Raw genomic sequence first — 18,061 nt, 5'->3', positions numbered from 1 at the left:
AGCACGAGCCCGATCAGTGCCAATTGTAATGGTCGTTTCATCTGTGCAGATCCTTTCTCCGGATTCGGTCGCTGATTTCTTAAGTGTAATTATACCTCTTTTATCCTGTTTCGTGGACACGGTATATTTTGTCGGCAGATAAAAACGCCTTGACAGTGTCGGTTAATTGTAATTAACTGAAAACGGAGCATTCATTCCGTAAAAAGGCAGCCCATGGCAAAATCGGAAAAGCGTGACGAGATAGTGCGTGCGACGATGGAACTCATCGCCGAGTTTGGTTTCCATGACGCCCCCATAGCCGCGATCGCAGCCAGGGCCAATGTGGGGGCCGGGACCATCTACCGCTATTTTGCGAACAAGGATGTCCTGATCAACGAGATTTACCTGGAGATCGAAGAACGGCTCATGGCTCATATCCTGGAGGGGTACCGGTCCGAACGTCCCGTCAGGGAGCGCTTCCTCCATCTCGGAGTCGGAGTGCTCTCCTACTTCATACACAATCCGGCGGAATTCCATTATTTCGAACAGTTCCACATCTCGCCCTACGGTGGCGCATTCCGCAGGGAACGACTTTTGGAGCGTACAGAGTATCGCGATGTCTTTATGGTCCTCTTTCAGGACGGAACGGCACAGCAGGTTGTAAAGAATCTTCCCCTGATGATGCTCTTTTCCCTGCTGTTCGGGCCGTTATTCACCGTTGCACGGGAGCATCTCCTGGGCTTTGTTCCTTTGGACGACCAACTTATCGAAACGGTGGTCACCACCTGTTGGGATGCGATCCGGCAGTAGTAATAGAGTACTTATTTTTTTACCGTGATTAGGAGTGAACGTTCACTCCTAATCACGCTGCGAGGAATTTTTGTCATGGCATTGAAGCGGGAACCGGAAAAGCACCCGAATCATGAACGCTGGCTGGTTTCATACGGCGATCTGCTGACGCTGCTCTTAGCGGTCTTCGTGGTCCTGTACGCCATGTCCCTGGCCGATAAGAAGAAGGTTGAAGAGGTGGCGGAGTCGCTGCGGGAGTCCTTCGGGTACTCCAAAGCGTCCCTCGGGGCAAAGCCGGTGGTGATCGATTCCGGGAATATCAGCATCGTTCCGAGCATCAAACCCCAAAGCTTGCCGGTGCAGCAGCGCCAAGCCCAGGGGAAGCAGCGCGCCTATGCGATGGAGAAGGATTTCGGGACGATCAAGGCATCCCTGGATGCCTACCTGACGAAGAGCGGCAATAGGGGAAAGGTGAGCATCGATATCACCCGCCGGGGGCTGGTGGTAAGTCTCAAGGAGGCGGGGTTCTTCGATTCGGGCAGCGCCCGGATCAAGGCGGGATCTGAGGAGCTTTTCAGCGTGATCGCCCAATCCCTGTCCCATTACGCCAACCCCTATCGGATCGAGGGACATACGGATAACGTACCGATCCACACCGGCCAGTTCCGTTCCAATTGGGAGCTTTCAACGATGCGCGCCACCAATGTTCTCCAGAAGTTGGTCGATTCCTACGGCTTCGATCCGGCCGCGATGTCGGCGGCGGGGTACGGCGAATACCGTTCCGTGGCCGACAATGGGGCTGCGGAAGGCCGGGCCAAAAACCGGCGAGTCGATATCGTGATGCTGTCGTCCGGGGGCGAGGCGGGTGAACCGGTAAGTAGTGGAAAACCGCAGGTGGACAGGGCGGCTACAGGTAACGGCATCTGATTCTTTTGTAACTTGCGCGTCTTTTACAACATTCATCCCATTTATCCGCGATTACGAAAGACCTTTCCGGCTAAGCTTTATACCCCGATCCAGGCTGCACCGAAGACGCCGGCCGAGTCGCCCAGGCGGTTCTTCAGAATCGGGGTGGCCAGGTCGTCGTGGAAGGCGTAGCGTCGCACCCGTTCGATGCCGGTGGTGTAGAGTTCGACGATGTTGGACAGGCCGCCCCCCAGAACCACGGCGTCCGGGTCGAGGATTGAGATCAGTCCCCCCAGGCAACGGCCGAAGTCGTCCAAGAAACGGTCAAAGGCCGCGCGGCAATGGAGCTCCCCCTCACGGGCGCCGGCCACGATCCGCTCCATGGACAGGCGCTCGCCGTACTCCCGTGCAAAGGCCGCCTCGACCCCCGAGCCGCTGATCTTCGTCTCCACGCACCCCCGGTTGCCGCAGTAGCACGCCGCCCCGGCCGGGTCCACCGACAGGTGCCCCCATTCCCCGGCGATGCGGTGCGGCCCCTGGCGTACCTGTCCGTCGATGCAGATCCCGCCCCCGCAGCCGGTCCCCATGATCACCCCGAATACCAGCCCGTATCCTTGCCCCGCTCCCTGACGGCACTCGGCCAGGGTGAAACAGTCGGCATCGTTGCACAGGGCCACGGCCCGGTCCAGTTGCCGTTCCAGGTCCCCCTGCAAGGGCCTGTCGATGAGACAGGTGGAGTTGGCGTTGCGCACCAGCCCGGTCCGCTCGTCGCTGGAGCCGGGGATGCCGATCCCCACGGTGCAGGGCGCACCGGCCGGAACAAAGGCCATGGCTTCCCGGATGGCCGTAGTCACGGTTGCCACTACGGCGGGATAGCCCCGGTCAAGGGGCGTGGCCCGGCGCTCCCGGAACAGGACCGTACCGTCGGGGGCAAGGAGCAGCGCCTCGGTCTTGGTGCCTCCCAGGTCGATGCCGATACGGAAGGGCGTCTGTTCAGAGGCAGAGGTCATCATGGTGTGGTTATTTGTCATGGATGTTGACGCCAACTATGTACAAGATAAACGGTGAGCGACGCCGCAACGGTTAGCATTGAAAAATTCAGGTTGTTCAAAAATAGTCAGATCGTCGCACCCGCAGAAAGCCCCGCGGAGGCGTAGCAGCGCTACGCCGCACAAAGGAGCTTTCGAGGACAGCGGCGAGATGGCTGTTTTTCAACAACCTGCTACAGCATCTTGCGCAGGTACTGGCCGGTGTAGGACTTGGTCACCTTGGCCACCTGTTCCGGGGTGCCGCTGGCGATGATCTCGCCACCCCGGTCGCCTCCCTCGGGGCCCAGGTCGATGATGTGGTCGGCGGTCTTGATCACGTCCAGGTTGTGCTCGATGATGACGATGGTGTTGCCGGTATCCACCAGGCGTTGGATCACCTCCAAGAGCTTGCGGATATCCTCGAAGTGCAGACCGGTGGTCGGCTCGTCCAGGATATAGATGGTGCGGCCGGTGGCGCGGCGGGAAAGCTCCTTGGCCAGCTTGACCCGCTGGGCCTCGCCCCCCGAGAGGGTGGTGGCCGACTGCCCCAGCTTGATGTAGCCCAGACCTACTTCTTCCAAGGTTTTAAGCTTATTCTTGATGCGCGGGATGGCCCCCATGAACTCCAAGGTCTGGGAAACGGTCATGTCCAGCACCTCGGCGATGGATTTGCCCTTGTAGAGCACCTCCAGGGTCTCCCGGTTGTAGCGCGCCCCTTTGCATACCTCGCACTCCACGTACACGTCCGGCAGGAAGTGCATCTCGATCTTGATGATGCCGTCCCCTGAGCAGGCCTCGCAGCGCCCCCCCTTGACGTTGAAGGAGTAGCGCCCCGGCTTGTAGCCGCGCAGCTTGGATTCGGGCAGGTTGGAGAACAGGTCGCGGATATCGCCGAACACGCCGGTATAGGTGGCCGGGTTACTGCGCGGGGTGCGGCCGATGGGCGACTGGTCGATGTTGATGACCTTGTCCAGGTGTTCCAGACCGCGGATGTCCTTCACGGCGCCGGCCTTCTCCCGGCTGCGGTAGAGCCGCTGGCTCAGCACCTTGTACAGGGTGTCGATCACCAGGGTCGATTTTCCCGAGCCCGAGACGCCGGTCACGCAGGTCATGATGCCCAGGGGAATCTCCACATCCACGTTTTTCAGGTTGTTCTCGGAGGCGCCGATGATCTTTAAGTGCTTGGCGCCCTTGCGGCGCTTCTTCGGCACCGGGATGGACAACTCACCGGACAGGTATCTGCCGGTGAGGGATTTCGGGTCCTTCATGACCTCGGCCGGTGTGCCCTGGGCCACCACCTCGCCGCCGTGGACCCCGGCCCCCGGCCCCATGTCGATCAGATGGTCGGCCTCCAGGATGGTCTCTTCATCGTGCTCCACCACCAGGACGGTGTTGCCCAGGTCGCGCAGATGCTTGAGGGTGTCCAGCAGGCGTGCGTTGTCCCGCTGGTGCAGGCCGATGGAGGGCTCGTCCAGGATGTAGAGCACCCCCACCAGGGACGAGCCGATCTGGGTGGCCAGGCGGATGCGCTGCCCTTCGCCGCCGGAGAGGGTGCCGGAGGTGCGGTCCAGGGAGAGGTAGTCCAGCCCTACGTTCACCAGGAACGACAGGCGCTCGCGAATCTCCTTGAGGATGCGCCGGGCGATCTCCTTCTCCTTGTCGGTGAGCGCCAATCCCTCGAAGAAGGCCAGGCAGTCCCGGATGGAGAAGGCGGTGACGTCGCGGATGGTGCGCCCCCCCACCAGCACGTGCAGCGCCTCGGGGCGCAGGCGCGCCCCCTGGCAGGTGGGGCACGGCATGACGTTCATGTACTTTTCCATCTCTTCCCGGGATGCGTCCGATTCGGTCTCGCGCCAGCGTCGCTCCAGATTGTTCAGCACCCCCTCGAACTCCTTCTGGTAGGTATGGCGCCGTCCGCCGTCCTCTTCCCACCAAAACTCGATCTTCTTGCCCCCGGAACCGCTCAGGATCACGTCCCGAACCTGCTCGGGCAGATCCTTGAAGGGGGTGCGGATGTCGAATTTGTAGGCCTTGGCCAGCGCCTCCAGGATCAGGTGGAACCAGCCCGAAAGCCGTTTTTCCCAAGGGGCGATGGCCCCTTCCCGCAGGGACAATTCCGGGTTGGGGATCACCAGTTCGGCGTCGAAGTACATGCGGGTGCCCAGGCCGGTGCAGTCCGGGCAGGCGCCGTGGGGGTTGTTGAAGGAAAAGAGCCGCGGCGTGACCTCTTGGTAGGATATGCCGCAATCCACGCAGGCCAGCTTTTCGGAGAAGATGTGGGTGACCGGCTTGGGAGGCTTTTTGCCGCCGTCCTCGTCCGGTACATCCGTAGCCGGCAGGACGGTCTCCACCTTCACCACCCCTTCGGCATGGTGCAGGGCGGTCTCCAGGGAGTCGGCCAGGCGGCGCTGGACCCCCTCCTTGACCACGATGCGGTCGATGACGATGTCGATGTCGTGTTTCTTCTTCTTGTCCAGTTCGATCTCGTCGGCCAACTCCCGCAGGGTCCCGTCGATGACGACCCGGGTGAAGCCCTCCTTGCGCAACTGGTTGAGTTCCTTCTTGTACTCCCCCTTGCGTCCCCGGATCATGGGGGCCAGCAGGGTCAACTTGGCGCCGGCGGGCAGCGCCATGATCTGGTCCACCATCTGGGAGACGGTCTGGGAGGTGATCTCCTTGCCGCAGGAGGTGCAATGGGGATGGCCGACCCGGGCGAACAGCAGGCGCAGGTAGTCGTAGATCTCCGTGACCGTTCCCACGGTGGAGCGGGGGTTCTTGCTCGTGGTCTTCTGCTCGATGGAGATGGCCGGGGAGAGCCCTTCGATGGACTCCACGTCCGGTTTTTCCATCTGTTCCAGAAACTGGCGGGCGTAGGCCGAGAGGGACTCCACGTAGCGGCGTTGCCCCTCGGCGTAGATGGTGTCGAAGGCCAGGGTGGATTTGCCCGAGCCGGAGATGCCGGTGATGACGACTAACTGGTCCCGCGGGATTTCAACATCGATACACTTGAGGTTGTGCTCGCAGGCGCCTTTGACGATTATGCTGGAGTGTGCCATGGGTCAGTATTTCAGTCCGTTTTCGAGGATAGTGGTGATTTCTTCGGCCGTGACCGGCCGGGAGAACAGGTAGCCCTGCATCTCGACGCAGTTGCGGGAGGCGAGGAACTCCATCAGGGGGCGTGTTTCCACCCCCTCCGCAGTGACGCTGAGCTTGAGGGTGTGGGCCATGGAGATGATGATCTCCACGATGGCGGCGTCGTCCGGGTTGATGGCGATGTCCCGCACGAACATGCGGTCGATCTTGAGCCGGTTGATGGGGAAGTGTTTCAAATAGGAGAGGGACGAGTAGCCGGTGCCGAAATCGTCGATGGCCAGGCTGATGCCCATGTCCTTGAGCTTCTGCAGCATGCGGGTGTTGCTGTCCGGGTCCTTCATGATGGTGCTTTCGGTGATCTCCAGTTCCAGCCAGTCAGGGTCGAGCCCGCTTTCCAACAGGATGGCGGCGATGGTCCCGCTCAGGTCCTTCTGGGCGAACTGCTTGGCCGACAGGTTGACCGCCATGCGCATCGGCGGGAAGCCCTGCTGTTGCCATGCCTTTGCCTGGAAACAGGCGGTTCGCAGGACCCATTCACCGATGGGGATGATCAGGCCGGTTTCCTCAGCCAGATAGATGAACTTGTCCGGGACGATCACCCCCATGTCGGGGTGCCTCCAGCGCAGGAGCGCCTCCAGTCCCGTGATCTCCCCGGTGCGGGTATCCACCTGGGGCTGGTACAGCAGGAAGAGGTCCTCGCGTTCCAGGGCCTTGCGCATGGAGTTTTCCAGCATCATCCGCTCCAGCACCTTGATGTTCATCTCGCTGGAGAAAAACTGGAAGTTGTTGCCGTCCCGCTCCTTGGCCTGGTACATGGCCTGGTCGGCATGCTTGAGCAGGGTGGGACCGTCCTCCCCGTCCATGGGGTAGACGGCGATGCCGATGCTGCCGGTGGTGTAGATCTCATGGCCGTTGATGCAGATCGGCTCGGAGATCAGCCCCAGGATCTTCTTGGTAATGGCGGTGATGACCTCTTCGTTGGATACGCCCATCAGGACGACGGCGAATTCGTCGCCGCCGATGCGGGCCAGGGTATCGGTCTCCCGGACGCAGGCCTTGAGGCGTTTGGCGATGGTCTTGAGCAGCTTGTCGCCGGCCCGGTGGCCGAGGGTCTCGTTGATCCCCTTGAAGCGGTCCAGATCCAGGAACAGTACGCCGACCATCTGGCGATCCCGCAACGCCTGGGCAATGGCGTGCCTGAGGCGGTCGTTGAGCAGGGTGCGGTTGGGAAGGCTGGTCAGGGTGTCGTAGTTGATCAGTTGCTGGATCTCGTTCTCGGCTCTGATACGGGCCGTGATGTCGAGGGTCGTACCGGAGACGAGCTGGGCCCTGCCTTCGCTGTCGCATTCCACCTCGGCCTGGCTGTTGACGACCAGTTCGTCGCCGTTGCACGATTTGATGCGGTAGATCAGGCTGAACGATTGGCACTGCCGGGCGGCGTTGGTGATGGCCTTCTTGAAGGCCGGACGGTCCGCCTCGTTGATGAGGTTGATGAACCACTCCATCTCCACCTGGTGGGGCTCGCCGGGGGTGAACCCGAAGATGCGGTACAACTCGTCGGACCAGTAGGTCTCCCCGGTCAGGGGATTCCATTCCCAACTTCCCATGCGGGCGATCTTCTGGGCGCGCGCCAAGCGGGTCTCGCTCTGGCGCAGGGACTCTTCGGCGCGGAGCAGCCGTTCGCGGGTTTCGGCGTCATGGAGGGTTCGCAGGACCGCCGCCGGCAGGCGGTCCAGAAAACTGGTGTCTTTCAACAGGTAGTCGCAGGCGCCGGTCTTCATCATCTGAACCGCCAGCAAGGCGTCATCCCGGCCGGTTACCATGATGAACGGGACGGAAAGCCCGCGGTCGGCGATCTGCTCCAGGATGGCGATACCGGTCATGTCGGGGAGGGAATAGTCGAGGATGATCAGGGAAGGGATCGTGGCGGAGAGCAGCTCCATGGCCTCCTGGCCGCTGGTCGCCCCAATGGCCTTGAAACCGTGCTCCTGGAGGGTGCCCGATGTCAGTTCGGCAAAAGCGATGTCGTCCTCAATGATGAGGATGGTGCTTCCGGCCTTTATAGTGTAAGGCGATCCCGTCATGCGCTCTCTCTTCGTCACCCGTGGAACCCTGTGGGGACTATTTTTTCTTCAGCCGCCAGCCATCCTTGTTCACCTGCGGTACACGGGAGATCGCCAGCGAGTCGGGCGGCACGTCGATGGTGACGGTCGTCCCGGCCGCCACCAGGGAGTTGCGCCCCACGGTGACCGGGGCCACGAGCTGGACGTCGCTGCCGATGAACACCTGGTCCCCGATGACCGTGCGGTGCTTGTTGACCCCGTCGTAGTTGCAGGTGATGGTGCCGCAGCCGATATTGACGTCGCGGCCGATCTCGGCATCACCCAGGTAGGTCAGGTGGGACGCCTTGGAGCCTTCACCCATGACGACCTTCTTGGTCTCCACGAAATTGCCGATCTTGACGTGGGCGTAGAGCAGCGTTCCGGGACGCAGATGCGCCATGGGACCCACGGCTACCGCCTCGTGCAGTTCCGAATCCTCCAGGACTGATCCCGCCTTGATATGGCAGTTGTCGGCGATGCGGCAGTTGGAGATGGTGACGCCGTTTTCGATCACGCAGCCGGAGCCTATGACCGTTCTCCCGTTGATCTGGCAGTTGGGGTGGACGATGGTGTCGGCGCCGATGGCGACACCATCGTCGATGTAGGTCTGGTCTGGATCGATGATGGTCACGCCGGAGAGCATCAGTTCCCGGTTGGTGCGTCGGCGCAGAATGCGTCCCGCTTCGGCCAACTGGCTGCGATCATTGACCCCCATGATCTCCTCGGCATCGTCGCAGCACAGAGCCAGGCAGGTCAGCCCCTTGCGGACGGCCACAGCCACCAGGTCGGTCAGGTAGAACTCCTGCTGGGCGTTGTCGCTGCCAATACTGCCGATGTTCTCGAACAGGAAGGCCGCATCCATGCAGTAGATACCGCTGTTGATCTCGCGGAGGGCCTGCTCTTCCGGGGCGGCATCCTTCTGCTCGACGATGCGCAGCACCGCTCCGCTGTCGTCGCGCACGATCCGGCCGTAACCAGAGGGATCCTTCACCGTGGCGGTCAGGACCGTCACCGCCGCTCTTTGGGCGCGGTGGAACCCGATCAGTTTTTCCAGGGTCTCCGCCCTCAACAGGGGGGTGTCTCCGCACAGGATCAGCGCCGTGCCGTCGAAACCGGCCAACGCCTCACGGGTGCAGGCCACGGCGTGGCCGGTGCCGAGTTGTTCCTTCTGGATCACGCAGCGGATATCCTCTGCGGCGCGGAAATGCTCCTGCACCGCCTCGGCCTGGTGCCCGACCACCAGCACCACCGGGGTCGCGCCCGCAGTCCGGGCCGCCGTTACCGGGTAATCGATCATCGGCCTCCCGGCCGCCGGGTGCAGGACCTTTACCAGGCCGGACTTCATACGGGTTCCCTTACCTGCGGCAAGGATGATTGCGGCAACGTTATCCATCTGCATTAATGCTCCCGATTTCTGAAAGGGGTATGCAACGCCTGACCGTACAGTTTATGTGATGCGGGATACGCCGTCAAGTATTCTATGTGTACTCCGGCTGGAGGTCTCATTGTCCGGAACCGCGGCCTAATTTTTATTGCCAATGACGGGCTGTTCTGCTAACTTTCCGAAATAACGTGAAAATAATCGAGGAGTCCCTGACGTATATGAACGATACCTGGTTGGAGGTGGCCTGCGAGCTGCCCAGCGAACTTGCCGATATCCTGGCCGAATACCTGGCCGGCGTCTCGGGCGCCGGCGTCTGCGTCGAAAACCTGAATGTTGATGCCTTCTCCCCTTCCGAAATAACCCACAGTCCGCTCATGACCGTCAAGGCCTATTTTAGCGCCGCCGACGATATGGCTGCCCGCGTGGCCGAGATCTCGGCCTTTCTGGATGACCTGGCCGCCGCCAACCCCGGCGCAGCCATCGGGAAGCCTGCCGTTACGACGGTGAAAAGCGAGGATTGGAGCACGAGTTGGAAGGTCAACTTCAAACCGCTCCGTGTCGGCCGGCGGCTTTTGATCGTGCCGTCTTGGGAGGAGGCGGAGGCCGGGCCGGATGATATCGTCCTCAGTCTGGACCCGGGCATGGCCTTCGGCACCGGCGGGCACGAGACGACCAGGCTCTGTCTGGAGCAGTTGGAAACGGTCCTGCTTGGCCGCCCGGTCGCCCCTCCCCCCTCGGTGCTGGACCTGGGGACCGGTTCCGGCATTCTGGCCATGGCCGCAGCACGCCTGGGCGCGGGCCGCATCTGCGCCGTGGACATCGACCCGGATGCGGTTGAGGTGGCGCGGGAAAATATGGCGATCAACGGCCTGGCGGAGCGGATCGAGTGCAGCGCGACCCCCCTGGAATCCCTGGCTGGCCCCTTCGACGTCATCCTGGCCAACATCCTGGCCGAGGAGCTGGTCCGTTTGGCCCCCCAACTCACGGAGCGGTTGGCCGCGGGCGGCGTGCTGATCCTGTCCGGCATCCTGGCCGAGAAGGAGGCCTTTGTGCGCAACGGGTTCGCGGCCCAGCCCCTGGTCTACCGGGAAACGGCGCACCAGGGGGAGTGGGTGGCGATGCTCTACAGCAAGGATGCCGCACCGGCATGAGCCAGCGGCGCTTCATGGTATCGTCCCGGAATATCCGGGACGGGTATGCCTCCTTTAATGGCGATCTCTTCAACCACATGGTACGGGTGCTGAGGCTCGGCACCGGTGATGGCGTGACCCTGGTGGACGAGGCGGGCAACGAGCACCAGGGGGTTATCGACCAGGTGTCCCGGGAGTGGGTCGCCGTCAGGGTCGAGGCTCCCCGTCAGGCGGCCCCGGCCGGAGAGGGGGGGGCGCGGATCACCATCTGCCAGGCCCTGCCCAAGGGGGAAAAGATCGATCTGATTCTCCAGAAGGGGACAGAGTTGGGGGCTCACGACTTCAGCCTGTTCGGCGGTCGGCGTTCCGTGGCCCGGGTGCGCGAGGAACAGCTCGCCGCCAAGCTGGAACGCTGGCAGCGGATAACGGCCGAGGCGGCCCGCCAGTGCAATCGGCGCTCCATTCCCGGCGTTTCCTGGTCGCCGTCGGCGGCCGAGGCGGCCGGCTCCACCTCCCAGGAACTCCGCCTGCTGCTGTGGGAGGGGGAGCGGAAACAGGGCCTGAAGGCGGCCCTTGCCGACCGGGCCTGTCCCGCCTCAGTCATCGTGGCTGTGGGGCCGGAGGGGGGCTTCGACCCCCTTGAGGTGCAGCAGTTTCTCCAGCAGGGGTACCTGCCGGTTTCCCTGGGAAACCGGATTCTGAGGACCGAAACCGCCGCTATTGCCATTACCGCAATTTTACAGTATATTTGGGATACTCAGTAACGAGAATTACAGGTCGCAAGGAGCCGCCGATGAAATGCCCCAAGTGCGGATACAACAGCTTTGAGTACAATGATAATTGCCCCAAGTGCCTCAATGATCTCACCGACTATAAGGCGACCTACGGGCTCAAGGCCATGGTGCTGCCCCTCGCGGCCCGGACGGATATGGCCCGGTCCATGGCGAGCGAGGCTCTCGCAGACAATCACTCGGCGGAGGATACGGATATGACCGCAGATATCTTCTCCTTCGACCTGGGCGATGATGGGCCGGAAGCGTCGTCCCAGGGAGGCGGTGCCGTCCATGACCCCTTCAGCTTCGATGACGAGCCGGGCGATTCCTTGGGGACGGGGTTCGGCGACCTCTCCTTCGGCGAGGAACAGAAGTCGGCCCAGGCCAAGGCCGAAGAAGACGCCTTCTCCAGTCTGTTGGAGACGACCCCGCACAAGAGCACTGCCGCGCCGGCAGGCAAGCCCGCTGCCGTTGCCGCGAACGACGAGTTCGATCTGGAAAATTTTTCCTGGGACGACACGCCTGGTTCCGCCAGCGACGACAAGGGCGGCAGCAAGCCCCGTGAAGATGACTTCGGCAGCCTGTTCGGCGGTACCAAGAAGTAGCCCGTTACGCCGCGGCAGTCCCAGGGCCCGTTCCCCCTCATATCAGGGCGGACGGGCTTTGACGTATCCGTAATGCAATCCCGAGTGAAAAACGCTTCCCCGGAGTCTTCACGTGTCCCAACGCATCGCCATCCTTCCCGAAACCATCACCAACAAGATCGCCGCCGGCGAGGTGGTCGAACGGCCTGCCTCGGTCATCAAGGAGTTGCTTGAAAATTCCCTGGATGCCGGCGCAAGCGATGTCTCCGTGGAGATCGCCGCGGGTGGGAGGCGGCTGATCCGCATCACGGACAACGGCCACGGCATGTCCCGGGAGGACGCCCTGCTTTCCCTGGAACGCCACGCCACCAGCAAGATCAGAACCGACAGCGACCTAGACGGCATCCTGACTCTGGGATTCCGCGGCGAGGCGCTCCCCTCCATCGCCTCGGTCTCCCGTTTCCGGCTGGCGACCCGTGAAGCCGGCAGCCTGGAGGGGACCGAGATCATCGTGGAAGGGGGGCGGGTCAAGGATGTGAAGGCCTGCGGCATGGCCCCCGGCACGGTCATCAGCGTGGAGCAGCTGTTCTTCAACACCCCGGCACGCCTCAAGTTCCTGCGCAGCGCCGAGACCGAGACGGGACACGTGGGGGACACGGTGGCCCGCATGGCCGTTTCCCGTCCCGAGGTGGCCTTCCGGCTGGCCAGCGACGACCGGGAGATGCTGCGGGTGCAACGCAGCGACCTGCGCCGACGCATCGCCCAGACCGTGGGCAAGGACGCCGCTGCCGCTCTCCACGAGGTCGCCGGCACCGAGGGGGGCATCACGGTCACGGGGTTCATCTCCGGCCCCCAGTCTGTCCGCTCCACCACCTCGGCCATGTTCACCTACATCAACGGCCGTTTCGTGCGGGACAAGGTCGTGCAGCACGCCATCATGCAAGCCTACCGGGGCGTGATTGACCGTGGCCGCTATCCGATCCTGGCCCTGTTCATCGAACTGCCCCCGGGCGAGGTGGACGTCAACGTCCACCCTACCAAACACGAGGTGCGCTTCCGCCGCCAATCCGCCGTGCACGACGCCCTCCAGGCTGCCCTGGAAGGGGTACTGCGCCGCTCCCCCTGGCTGGCGCACCGTCAGGAACCGGCCCCCCCGGCACAGGCCGCTCCTCCCACCGGTCAGGCCTATCGCGAGCGGATCGCCGCCGCGGCTCAGGCATCCCTGCGGTTTGTGGAGCAACCGCCGCGTTCGTCCTTTCCCCTTGCCTCCGCTTCCGGAGACGGCACGTGTACCACGCCGGTTGCTGCCGTTGCTCCCCCCGAGACCCCCGTTTCGGTCCGGGAACCGGCGGAACCGTTCCAGCCGGAGCCCGCGTCGGCGGAATCCGCGGGCTATTTTTCCGCACTGGCGATCATCGGTCAGTTCCACGGGGAGTACCTCCTGTGCCAGTCAGGCGCCGAACTGGTGATCATCGACCAGCACGCCGCCAGCGAGCGGGTCGCCTACCAGCGCCTGCGGCAGCAGTTCCGGGCCGGCGGGGTGGAGTCGCAGCGTTTGCTCTTTCCCGAGACCCTGGAGCTTTCTTTTGGGGAGGCGGCCGTGGTGGGACGTTTCCGCGAGGACCTCGCCCGGATCGGCTTCGACCTTGAGCCGTTCGGCGGCACCACCGTTATCGTTGCCGCCCTGCCGCGCTTGGCTACGGGCCGGGACGGCATGCAGCTGGTGCGGGACATCCTGGCCGAACTTGCCGCACTGGGGACCAGCGCCGCCTTCGACGGCGCCATCGACGACCTGCTGGCCCGCATCGCCTGTCATTCGGTGGTGCGCGGCTTCCACCCTCTGGAGAACCGCCAGATCACTGAGTTGCTGCGGGCCATGGACGAAACCGACTTTGCCGCCAGCTGCCCCCACGGCCGGCCCGTATCCCACACCATCACCCTGGGGGAGCTGGAAAAGATCTTCAAGCGGACCTGACCCCCTGCCAACGGGTATGTAATCATGAATCCTCACAACAGGCCCAAGATACTGGTCGTCGTCGGTCCCACCGCCTCGGGCAAGAGCGAACTGGCCCTGCGCCTGGCCCGCGAACTGGATGGCGAGATCGTCAACGCCGACTCCATGCAGGTCTATCGCGGCCTGGACATCGGCACCGCCAAGCCGCCGCCGGAGCAGCGCGCCGGCGTGCCCCACCACCTGATCGACGTGGCGGAACCGGACCGTCTCTTCTCCGCCGCCGATTTCGCCGAGGCCGCCGACGAGGCCATCCGCGCCATCACCAACCGCGGCAAGCGGGCCATTGTGGTTGGCGGTACCGGGCTCTACATTCGCGCCCTGCTCAAGGGGTTGGTGGACTCCCCTAGCGGTGCGGGTGCTGTCAGGAAGGCGTTGCAGGAAGAGGCCGCGCAGCTGGGCAACGAGGCCATGCTGGACAGGTTACGGCAGGTGGACCCGGAATTGGCGGCGCGCATGCATCCCAACAACCTGGTGCGCATTATCCGCGCCCTGGAGGTGCACAGCCTGACCGGCGTCCCCCTCTCCCGCCACCAGCAGGAACATGCCTTTGGTGCCCGGCGTTACGACAGCCTCCAGATCGGCATCCGTATCGACCGCCAGGAGCTCTATCGACGTATCGAGGCCCGGGTTGATCAGATGCTGGCGGCGGGGTTAGTGGCAGAGGTGCAGGGGCTCTTGACTCAGGGGTATGACCGCCAATTGAAAGCCATGCGGGCCATCGGCTATAAGGAGTCGGCCGCGTATCTTGCCGGAGAATGCGGCCTGGATGAGGCCGTGCAGATCATGAAACGGGACACGCGCCGCTATGCCAAACGCCAATTGACGTGGTTCAATGCCGACCCGGATATATTATGGTTTGAATATCCGGGAAAGTTTGCTAGTATTTTACAGCATGCTATTGAATTTTTTGAATAACAGGAGGAACGCCCCTCATGGCAAAAGCACCCTTCAACATTCAGGACCAGTACCTCAATCAGGCCCGTAAGGAGCGTGTCCGCGTGGTTGTTACCATGATGTCGGGCGATAAGCTGGAAGGCCACATCAAGTCGTTCGACAACTTCTCCGTGCTGCTGGATTACAACGGCGACATCCTTATCTATAAACATGCCATATCCACCATCACCTCGGCTGACGGCGCTTTCCGGCTGCACCAATAATCCGTTCAACCGTCTCCGGGGGCGTCGCATCCCCGGAGACGGTATCATGAATCAGGTTCCCATGAACAAGAGTACAAAGCTCCTTCTCGCAACGGCCCTGTCCCTCGCGGCCCTGGCTGCGGTCATCCTCTATTTTTCGTCCTCCGTATTCCTGCAACTGTTCATCGCCTTTGCCCTGGCCTACATGCTCAACCCGGCGGTGATATTCCTGGAGCGGAAAGGGGTAGGGCGCATCCCCAGCATCCTGGTCGTCTTCACCACCGCGCTGGTTATCTGTGTCGGCATCGCCGTGTTCTTCGTCGTCTCCCTCGGTAGCGAGTTCTCCAACATGCAGCTCAACCTGCCCGCCTATGCCCAGCACCTCTACGAGATCACCCCGGCGGCGGTCAAGTCCTACCTGGGGGTAGAGACCCCGGACAAGCTCTCGCTACGCCTGAATGATGTCTTGACCCAGGCCAAAGGCGTGGCACCGGACATCGCCAAGCCGCTCCTGAATTTCCTGCGGGAGGCGTTTTCTTCCACGGTCGCCCTCATCCTGGCATTGTTGGGCTATTTCATCATCCCGGTCTATCTCTTCTACCTGCTGGCCGACCTGCCCCGGTTGAAGGCGTTCGTTCAGTCGTTTGTCCCCGAGCGCCACCACCGGGCTTACAACGCAAAGCTTGGGGAAATCGACAGGGTGCTGGGCGGGTTCATCCGGGGCCAGCTATCGGTCTGCGCCATCCTGGCGGTGCTCTACAGCATTGGCCTGTATTTCATCGGCATCGACCTGGCCATCGCCATCGGCACCCTGGCCGGCATCACCTTCATCATCCCCTACGTGGGCACCATCATCGGCATCTGTCTGTCGGTCGCCATGGCGCTGCTCAAATTCCACGACATCCTCCATCCCCTGCTCTGCCTGGGGTGGTTCGGCCTGGTCCAGACCCTGGAGGGGACGGTCATCACCCCCAAGGTGGTGGGGGACACGGTCGGCCTGCACCCCCTGGTGGCCATCATTGCGCTCTTGATCGGGGGGCAGATGTTCGGCCTCATGGGGATGCTGCTGGCCGTGCCGGTTACCGCCGTGCTACAGGTATTCCTGCGCTCTCTGGCAGCTTGGTATCGCGAATCCGACTTCTACCGGGGGCAATGATGAACGGGCTTATCGTCGAAACGGTCACACTCTGCTCCATCTGCGAGGAGATGGGGGTGGAGCCGGGGGACCGGCTACTGGCGGTCAACAATCATCCCCTGCGGGACATCATCGATTACAGCTACCACACCGCCGCCGCCGACGAACTGCTGCTGGAGGTCGCCAAGCCGGACGGCGAGGTCTGGGAGCTGGAGATCGAACGGGAGCCGGGGGAGCCGTTGGGGCTCACCTTCCCGGCCCCGGAACCGGCCCGGTGCCGCAACAACTGCGTTTTCTGCTTTGTCCATCAGCTTCCCCGCGGGCTGCGCAAGCCGCTCTACGTCAAGGACGAGGACTACCGCCTCTCCTTCCTCAACGGCAATTACGTCACCCTGGCCAACCTGAAGGCTCCCGAACTGGCCCGCATCATCGACCAGCGCCTCTCGCCCCTGTACATCTCCGTCCATGCCACCAACCCGGCGCTGCGCGAACAGTTGCTGGGCCGGCCGGGCATCCCACCCATCCTCGACCAGTTGCGGGAATTGGCCGCCGCGCGCATCAGCATGCACACCCAGGTGGTGCTCTGCCCCGGCCTCAATGACGGTCTTGAGTTGGAGCGGACCGTCGACGATCTTGCGGGACTCTACCCTGCGGTGCAATCCCTGGCCGTCGTGCCGTTGGGGTTGACCCGCCACCGTGGGCGCCTGCCGCAGCTCACGCCGGTGGATACCGACTATGCCCGGGCCTTCGTCACTACCTGGGGGCCGCGGGCCAAGGCCCTGAAAAAACGTCTGGGCGAGCCGTTTCTCTTCCTGGCCGACGAGTTTTACCTCAAGGGAGGCGTTCCGTTTCCCCCGCTGCGGGAGTACGGCGACCTCCCCCAGATAGAGAACGGGGTCGGCATGGTGCCCCTGTTCCTGCGGGACGCCGCACAGGTGCTGCGAACGGCCCGGCCGGTGGGCGACCTGCGGGTCACGGTGGTGACCGGCGTCTCGGCCGTGGGCTTCGTGGGGGCATTCCTGGCCCGGTTGGAGGAGCGGACCGGCGCCCGGATCGTACCGCTGGCGGTGAAAAACCGCCTGTTCGGCGAAAGCGTGACGGTCAGCGGCCTGGTGGCGGGTAACGACATCATGGCGGCGCTTGAGGGGGTGGAGATCGGTGCGGGGCTTTTGGTGCCGGACGTGATGCTCAAGGAGGGGGAGGGGCTGTTTCTGGACGATGTGCCCCTGGAGGAGTTGCAGGGGCGCCTCGGCCGCCCGGTGCTGACCTTCGACGGCACGCCCCGCGGCTGCTACCGGGCGCTCCGGCAGATGGCCCGCTTAGGTGCAGGCAACTCTGCGCCAGCATCTCCCTGACCTTTGCCGGAAACACGTCCGCGGGGAGTGCGCCCGCGAAAAAGGCCTGCCGTGCGGCAGGCCTTTGGGATGATCGTTACCAAGTGTTCAGTGGGTGACCTCGGCGCATTCCTTGCGCTCCCACGAATCCAGTTCACCGTTTTCAAGTCGTACCTGAACGGTTTCACCTTCGTAGGTGCAGCCGAACGAGTATCCGAGCTGCCCGTTTTTCAGGTTGCGGAGGGGAACGTGTTCTTCGCGCTGCTCGGTCCAGTAGCAGACCTGATCGTATTGTTTCGTTTTCATGGCCTTTCCCCCTTTTCTCTTTTCCTGAATATATTTTATCCCCCCAGGGGGGCACTCTGCAAGCCCCGCCTTTGTCCGGCCGCCATGCCGTAAAATTGCCTACATGTTGTCCTCTCTCCACATGTCTGTAACAATCCGCCTGTATGTAGGTTGCTATAAACATGCAAAGGAGACTCGCCATGAAAATTCGACTCGATGAAGACTATTACTACTGGTGCTGCGATTGGTGCGACACGGAAAACCTCGTCCTTTGGGCGCGGCTGCACACCGGCGCCTACTGCGGTGCCTGCCACCGCCCCATGAATCTGCCCGACAGCCCGCAGGGCGTGGTTATCGACAACTCCATCGCTGCGGGTCTCTGCTGAAAC

16 protein-coding genes are annotated in these 18,061 nt (G+C 62.7%); 11 read left to right on the top strand and 5 right to left on the bottom strand.

Annotated features, from left to right (window positions below):
- The first annotated feature begins 213 nt into the window (after positions 1 to 213).
- Positions 214 to 789: a TetR/AcrR family transcriptional regulator gene (locus ET418_RS08050; RefSeq protein ID WP_149307083.1), complete on the top strand. Its 576-nt coding sequence runs from the start codon at positions 214 to 216 to the stop codon at positions 787 to 789.
- Positions 790 to 864: 75 nt separating this feature from the next.
- Positions 865 to 1,695, top strand: coding sequence for a flagellar motor protein MotB (locus ET418_RS08045; protein ID WP_149307082.1), 831 nt, complete (start codon positions 865 to 867; stop codon positions 1,693 to 1,695).
- A 77-nt stretch (positions 1,696 to 1,772) separates the two neighbouring features.
- Here ET418_RS08045 and ET418_RS08040 read toward each other — a convergent pair whose 3' ends face one another.
- From ET418_RS08040 to glmU, 4 genes are all read right to left on the bottom strand, one after another.
- Positions 1,773 to 2,705: an ROK family protein gene (locus ET418_RS08040; RefSeq protein WP_246152987.1), complete on the bottom strand. Its 933-nt coding sequence runs from the start codon at positions 2,703 to 2,705 to the stop codon at positions 1,773 to 1,775.
- Between the two features lie 191 nt (positions 2,706 to 2,896).
- The gene (gene uvrA, locus ET418_RS08035) at positions 2,897 to 5,758 is read right to left on the bottom strand and encodes an excinuclease ABC subunit UvrA (protein ID WP_149307081.1); all 2,862 of its coding nucleotides are present in this window, start codon (positions 5,756 to 5,758) and stop codon (positions 2,897 to 2,899) included.
- Between the two features lie 3 nt (positions 5,759 to 5,761).
- Positions 5,762 to 7,879 carry an EAL domain-containing response regulator gene (locus ET418_RS08030; protein ID WP_149307080.1) on the bottom strand — a complete coding sequence of 706 codons (2,118 nt, stop codon included), beginning with the start codon at positions 7,877 to 7,879 and terminating at the stop codon, positions 5,762 to 5,764.
- A 37-nt stretch (positions 7,880 to 7,916) separates the two neighbouring features.
- Positions 7,917 to 9,290: a bifunctional UDP-N-acetylglucosamine diphosphorylase/glucosamine-1-phosphate N-acetyltransferase GlmU gene (glmU, locus tag ET418_RS08025; RefSeq protein WP_149307258.1), complete on the bottom strand. Its 1,374-nt coding sequence runs from the start codon at positions 9,288 to 9,290 to the stop codon at positions 7,917 to 7,919.
- Between the two features lie 209 nt (positions 9,291 to 9,499).
- Between glmU and prmA the strand changes: the two genes are divergently transcribed.
- The 8 genes from prmA to ET418_RS07985 all read left to right on the top strand — a co-directional run bounded on the left by prmA (position 9,500) and on the right by ET418_RS07985 (position 17,408).
- Positions 9,500 to 10,432, top strand: a complete 933-nt coding sequence (gene prmA, locus ET418_RS08020) for a 50S ribosomal protein L11 methyltransferase (RefSeq protein WP_149307079.1) — start codon at positions 9,500 to 9,502, stop codon at positions 10,430 to 10,432.
- Positions 10,429 to 11,175 carry a 16S rRNA (uracil(1498)-N(3))-methyltransferase gene (locus ET418_RS08015; protein WP_149307078.1) on the top strand — a complete coding sequence of 249 codons (747 nt, stop codon included), beginning with the start codon at positions 10,429 to 10,431 and terminating at the stop codon, positions 11,173 to 11,175. The genes prmA and ET418_RS08015 overlap by 4 nt, the downstream gene beginning before the upstream one ends.
- A gap of 29 nt (positions 11,176 to 11,204) precedes the next feature.
- Positions 11,205 to 11,789: a hypothetical protein gene (locus ET418_RS08010; RefSeq protein ID WP_149307077.1), complete on the top strand. Its 585-nt coding sequence runs from the start codon at positions 11,205 to 11,207 to the stop codon at positions 11,787 to 11,789.
- Between the two features lie 112 nt (positions 11,790 to 11,901).
- A complete protein-coding gene (mutL, locus tag ET418_RS08005; RefSeq protein WP_149307076.1) occupies positions 11,902 to 13,743 on the top strand; it encodes a DNA mismatch repair endonuclease MutL in 1,842 nt (613 codons plus the stop codon).
- Positions 13,744 to 13,767: 24 nt separating this feature from the next.
- Positions 13,768 to 14,697 carry a tRNA (adenosine(37)-N6)-dimethylallyltransferase MiaA gene (gene miaA / locus ET418_RS08000; RefSeq protein ID WP_149307075.1) on the top strand — a complete coding sequence of 310 codons (930 nt, stop codon included), beginning with the start codon at positions 13,768 to 13,770 and terminating at the stop codon, positions 14,695 to 14,697.
- Between the two features lie 17 nt (positions 14,698 to 14,714).
- Positions 14,715 to 14,939 carry an RNA chaperone Hfq gene (hfq, locus tag ET418_RS07995; protein WP_149209068.1) on the top strand — a complete coding sequence of 75 codons (225 nt, stop codon included), beginning with the start codon at positions 14,715 to 14,717 and terminating at the stop codon, positions 14,937 to 14,939.
- A gap of 46 nt (positions 14,940 to 14,985) precedes the next feature.
- On the top strand, positions 14,986 to 16,074 hold the full coding sequence (locus ET418_RS07990) for an AI-2E family transporter (RefSeq protein WP_246152986.1): 1,089 nt from the start codon (positions 14,986 to 14,988) through the stop codon (positions 16,072 to 16,074).
- A complete protein-coding gene (locus tag ET418_RS07985) occupies positions 16,074 to 17,408 on the top strand; it encodes a DUF512 domain-containing protein (protein ID WP_149307074.1) in 1,335 nt (444 codons plus the stop codon). Before ET418_RS07990 ends, ET418_RS07985 begins: the two co-directional genes overlap by 1 nt.
- 87 nt (positions 17,409 to 17,495) lie before the next feature.
- Here ET418_RS07985 and ET418_RS07980 read toward each other — a convergent pair whose 3' ends face one another.
- Positions 17,496 to 17,693 (bottom strand): hypothetical protein, encoded by a 198-nt coding sequence (locus ET418_RS07980; protein ID WP_149307073.1) that lies wholly within the window; start codon positions 17,691 to 17,693, stop codon positions 17,496 to 17,498.
- Between the two features lie 179 nt (positions 17,694 to 17,872).
- Between ET418_RS07980 and ET418_RS07975 the strand changes: the two genes are divergently transcribed.
- A complete protein-coding gene (locus ET418_RS07975; RefSeq protein ID WP_149307072.1) occupies positions 17,873 to 18,058 on the top strand; it encodes a hypothetical protein in 186 nt (61 codons plus the stop codon).
- The last annotated feature ends 3 nt before the right edge of the window (positions 18,059 to 18,061 follow it).

The organism is Oryzomonas rubra, assembly GCF_008369015.1.
Taxonomy (GTDB): Bacteria; Desulfobacterota; Desulfuromonadia; order Geobacterales; family Pseudopelobacteraceae; genus Oryzomonas; species Oryzomonas japonica.
Note: the sequence above shows the minus strand (reverse complement) of the source record. Positions and strands in the feature narration are given on the sequence as shown.

What these genes read in the sequence shown, in the direction of transcription:
- miaA (WP_149307075.1), top strand. Translation starts at nt 13,768, where the DNA reads ATGAATCCTCACAACAGGCCCAAGATACTGGTCGTCGTCGGTCCCACC.
- ET418_RS07975 (WP_149307072.1), top strand. Translation starts at nt 17,873, where the DNA reads ATGAAAATTCGACTCGATGAAGACTATTACTACTGGTGCTGCGATTGG.
- hfq (WP_149209068.1), top strand. Translation starts at nt 14,715, where the DNA reads ATGGCAAAAGCACCCTTCAACATTCAGGACCAGTACCTCAATCAGGCC.
- prmA (WP_149307079.1), top strand. Translation starts at nt 9,500, where the DNA reads ATGAACGATACCTGGTTGGAGGTGGCCTGCGAGCTGCCCAGCGAACTT.
- ET418_RS08045 (WP_149307082.1), top strand. Translation starts at nt 865, where the DNA reads ATGGCATTGAAGCGGGAACCGGAAAAGCACCCGAATCATGAACGCTGG.
- ET418_RS07985 (WP_149307074.1), top strand. Translation starts at nt 16,074, where the DNA reads ATGAACGGGCTTATCGTCGAAACGGTCACACTCTGCTCCATCTGCGAG.
- uvrA (WP_149307081.1), bottom strand. Translation starts at nt 5,758, where the DNA reads ATGGCACACTCCAGCATAATCGTCAAAGGCGCCTGCGAGCACAACCTC.
- ET418_RS07980 (WP_149307073.1), bottom strand. Translation starts at nt 17,693, where the DNA reads ATGAAAACGAAACAATACGATCAGGTCTGCTACTGGACCGAGCAGCGC.
- ET418_RS08030 (WP_149307080.1), bottom strand. Translation starts at nt 7,879, where the DNA reads ATGACGGGATCGCCTTACACTATAAAGGCCGGAAGCACCATCCTCATC.
- ET418_RS08010 (WP_149307077.1), top strand. Translation starts at nt 11,205, where the DNA reads ATGAAATGCCCCAAGTGCGGATACAACAGCTTTGAGTACAATGATAAT.
- ET418_RS08015 (WP_149307078.1), top strand. Translation starts at nt 10,429, where the DNA reads ATGAGCCAGCGGCGCTTCATGGTATCGTCCCGGAATATCCGGGACGGG.
- glmU (WP_149307258.1), bottom strand. Translation starts at nt 9,290, where the DNA reads ATGGATAACGTTGCCGCAATCATCCTTGCCGCAGGTAAGGGAACCCGT.
- ET418_RS07990 (WP_246152986.1), top strand. Translation starts at nt 14,986, where the DNA reads ATGAATCAGGTTCCCATGAACAAGAGTACAAAGCTCCTTCTCGCAACG.
- ET418_RS08050 (WP_149307083.1), top strand. Translation starts at nt 214, where the DNA reads ATGGCAAAATCGGAAAAGCGTGACGAGATAGTGCGTGCGACGATGGAA.
- ET418_RS08040 (WP_246152987.1), bottom strand. Translation starts at nt 2,705, where the DNA reads ATGACAAATAACCACACCATGATGACCTCTGCCTCTGAACAGACGCCC.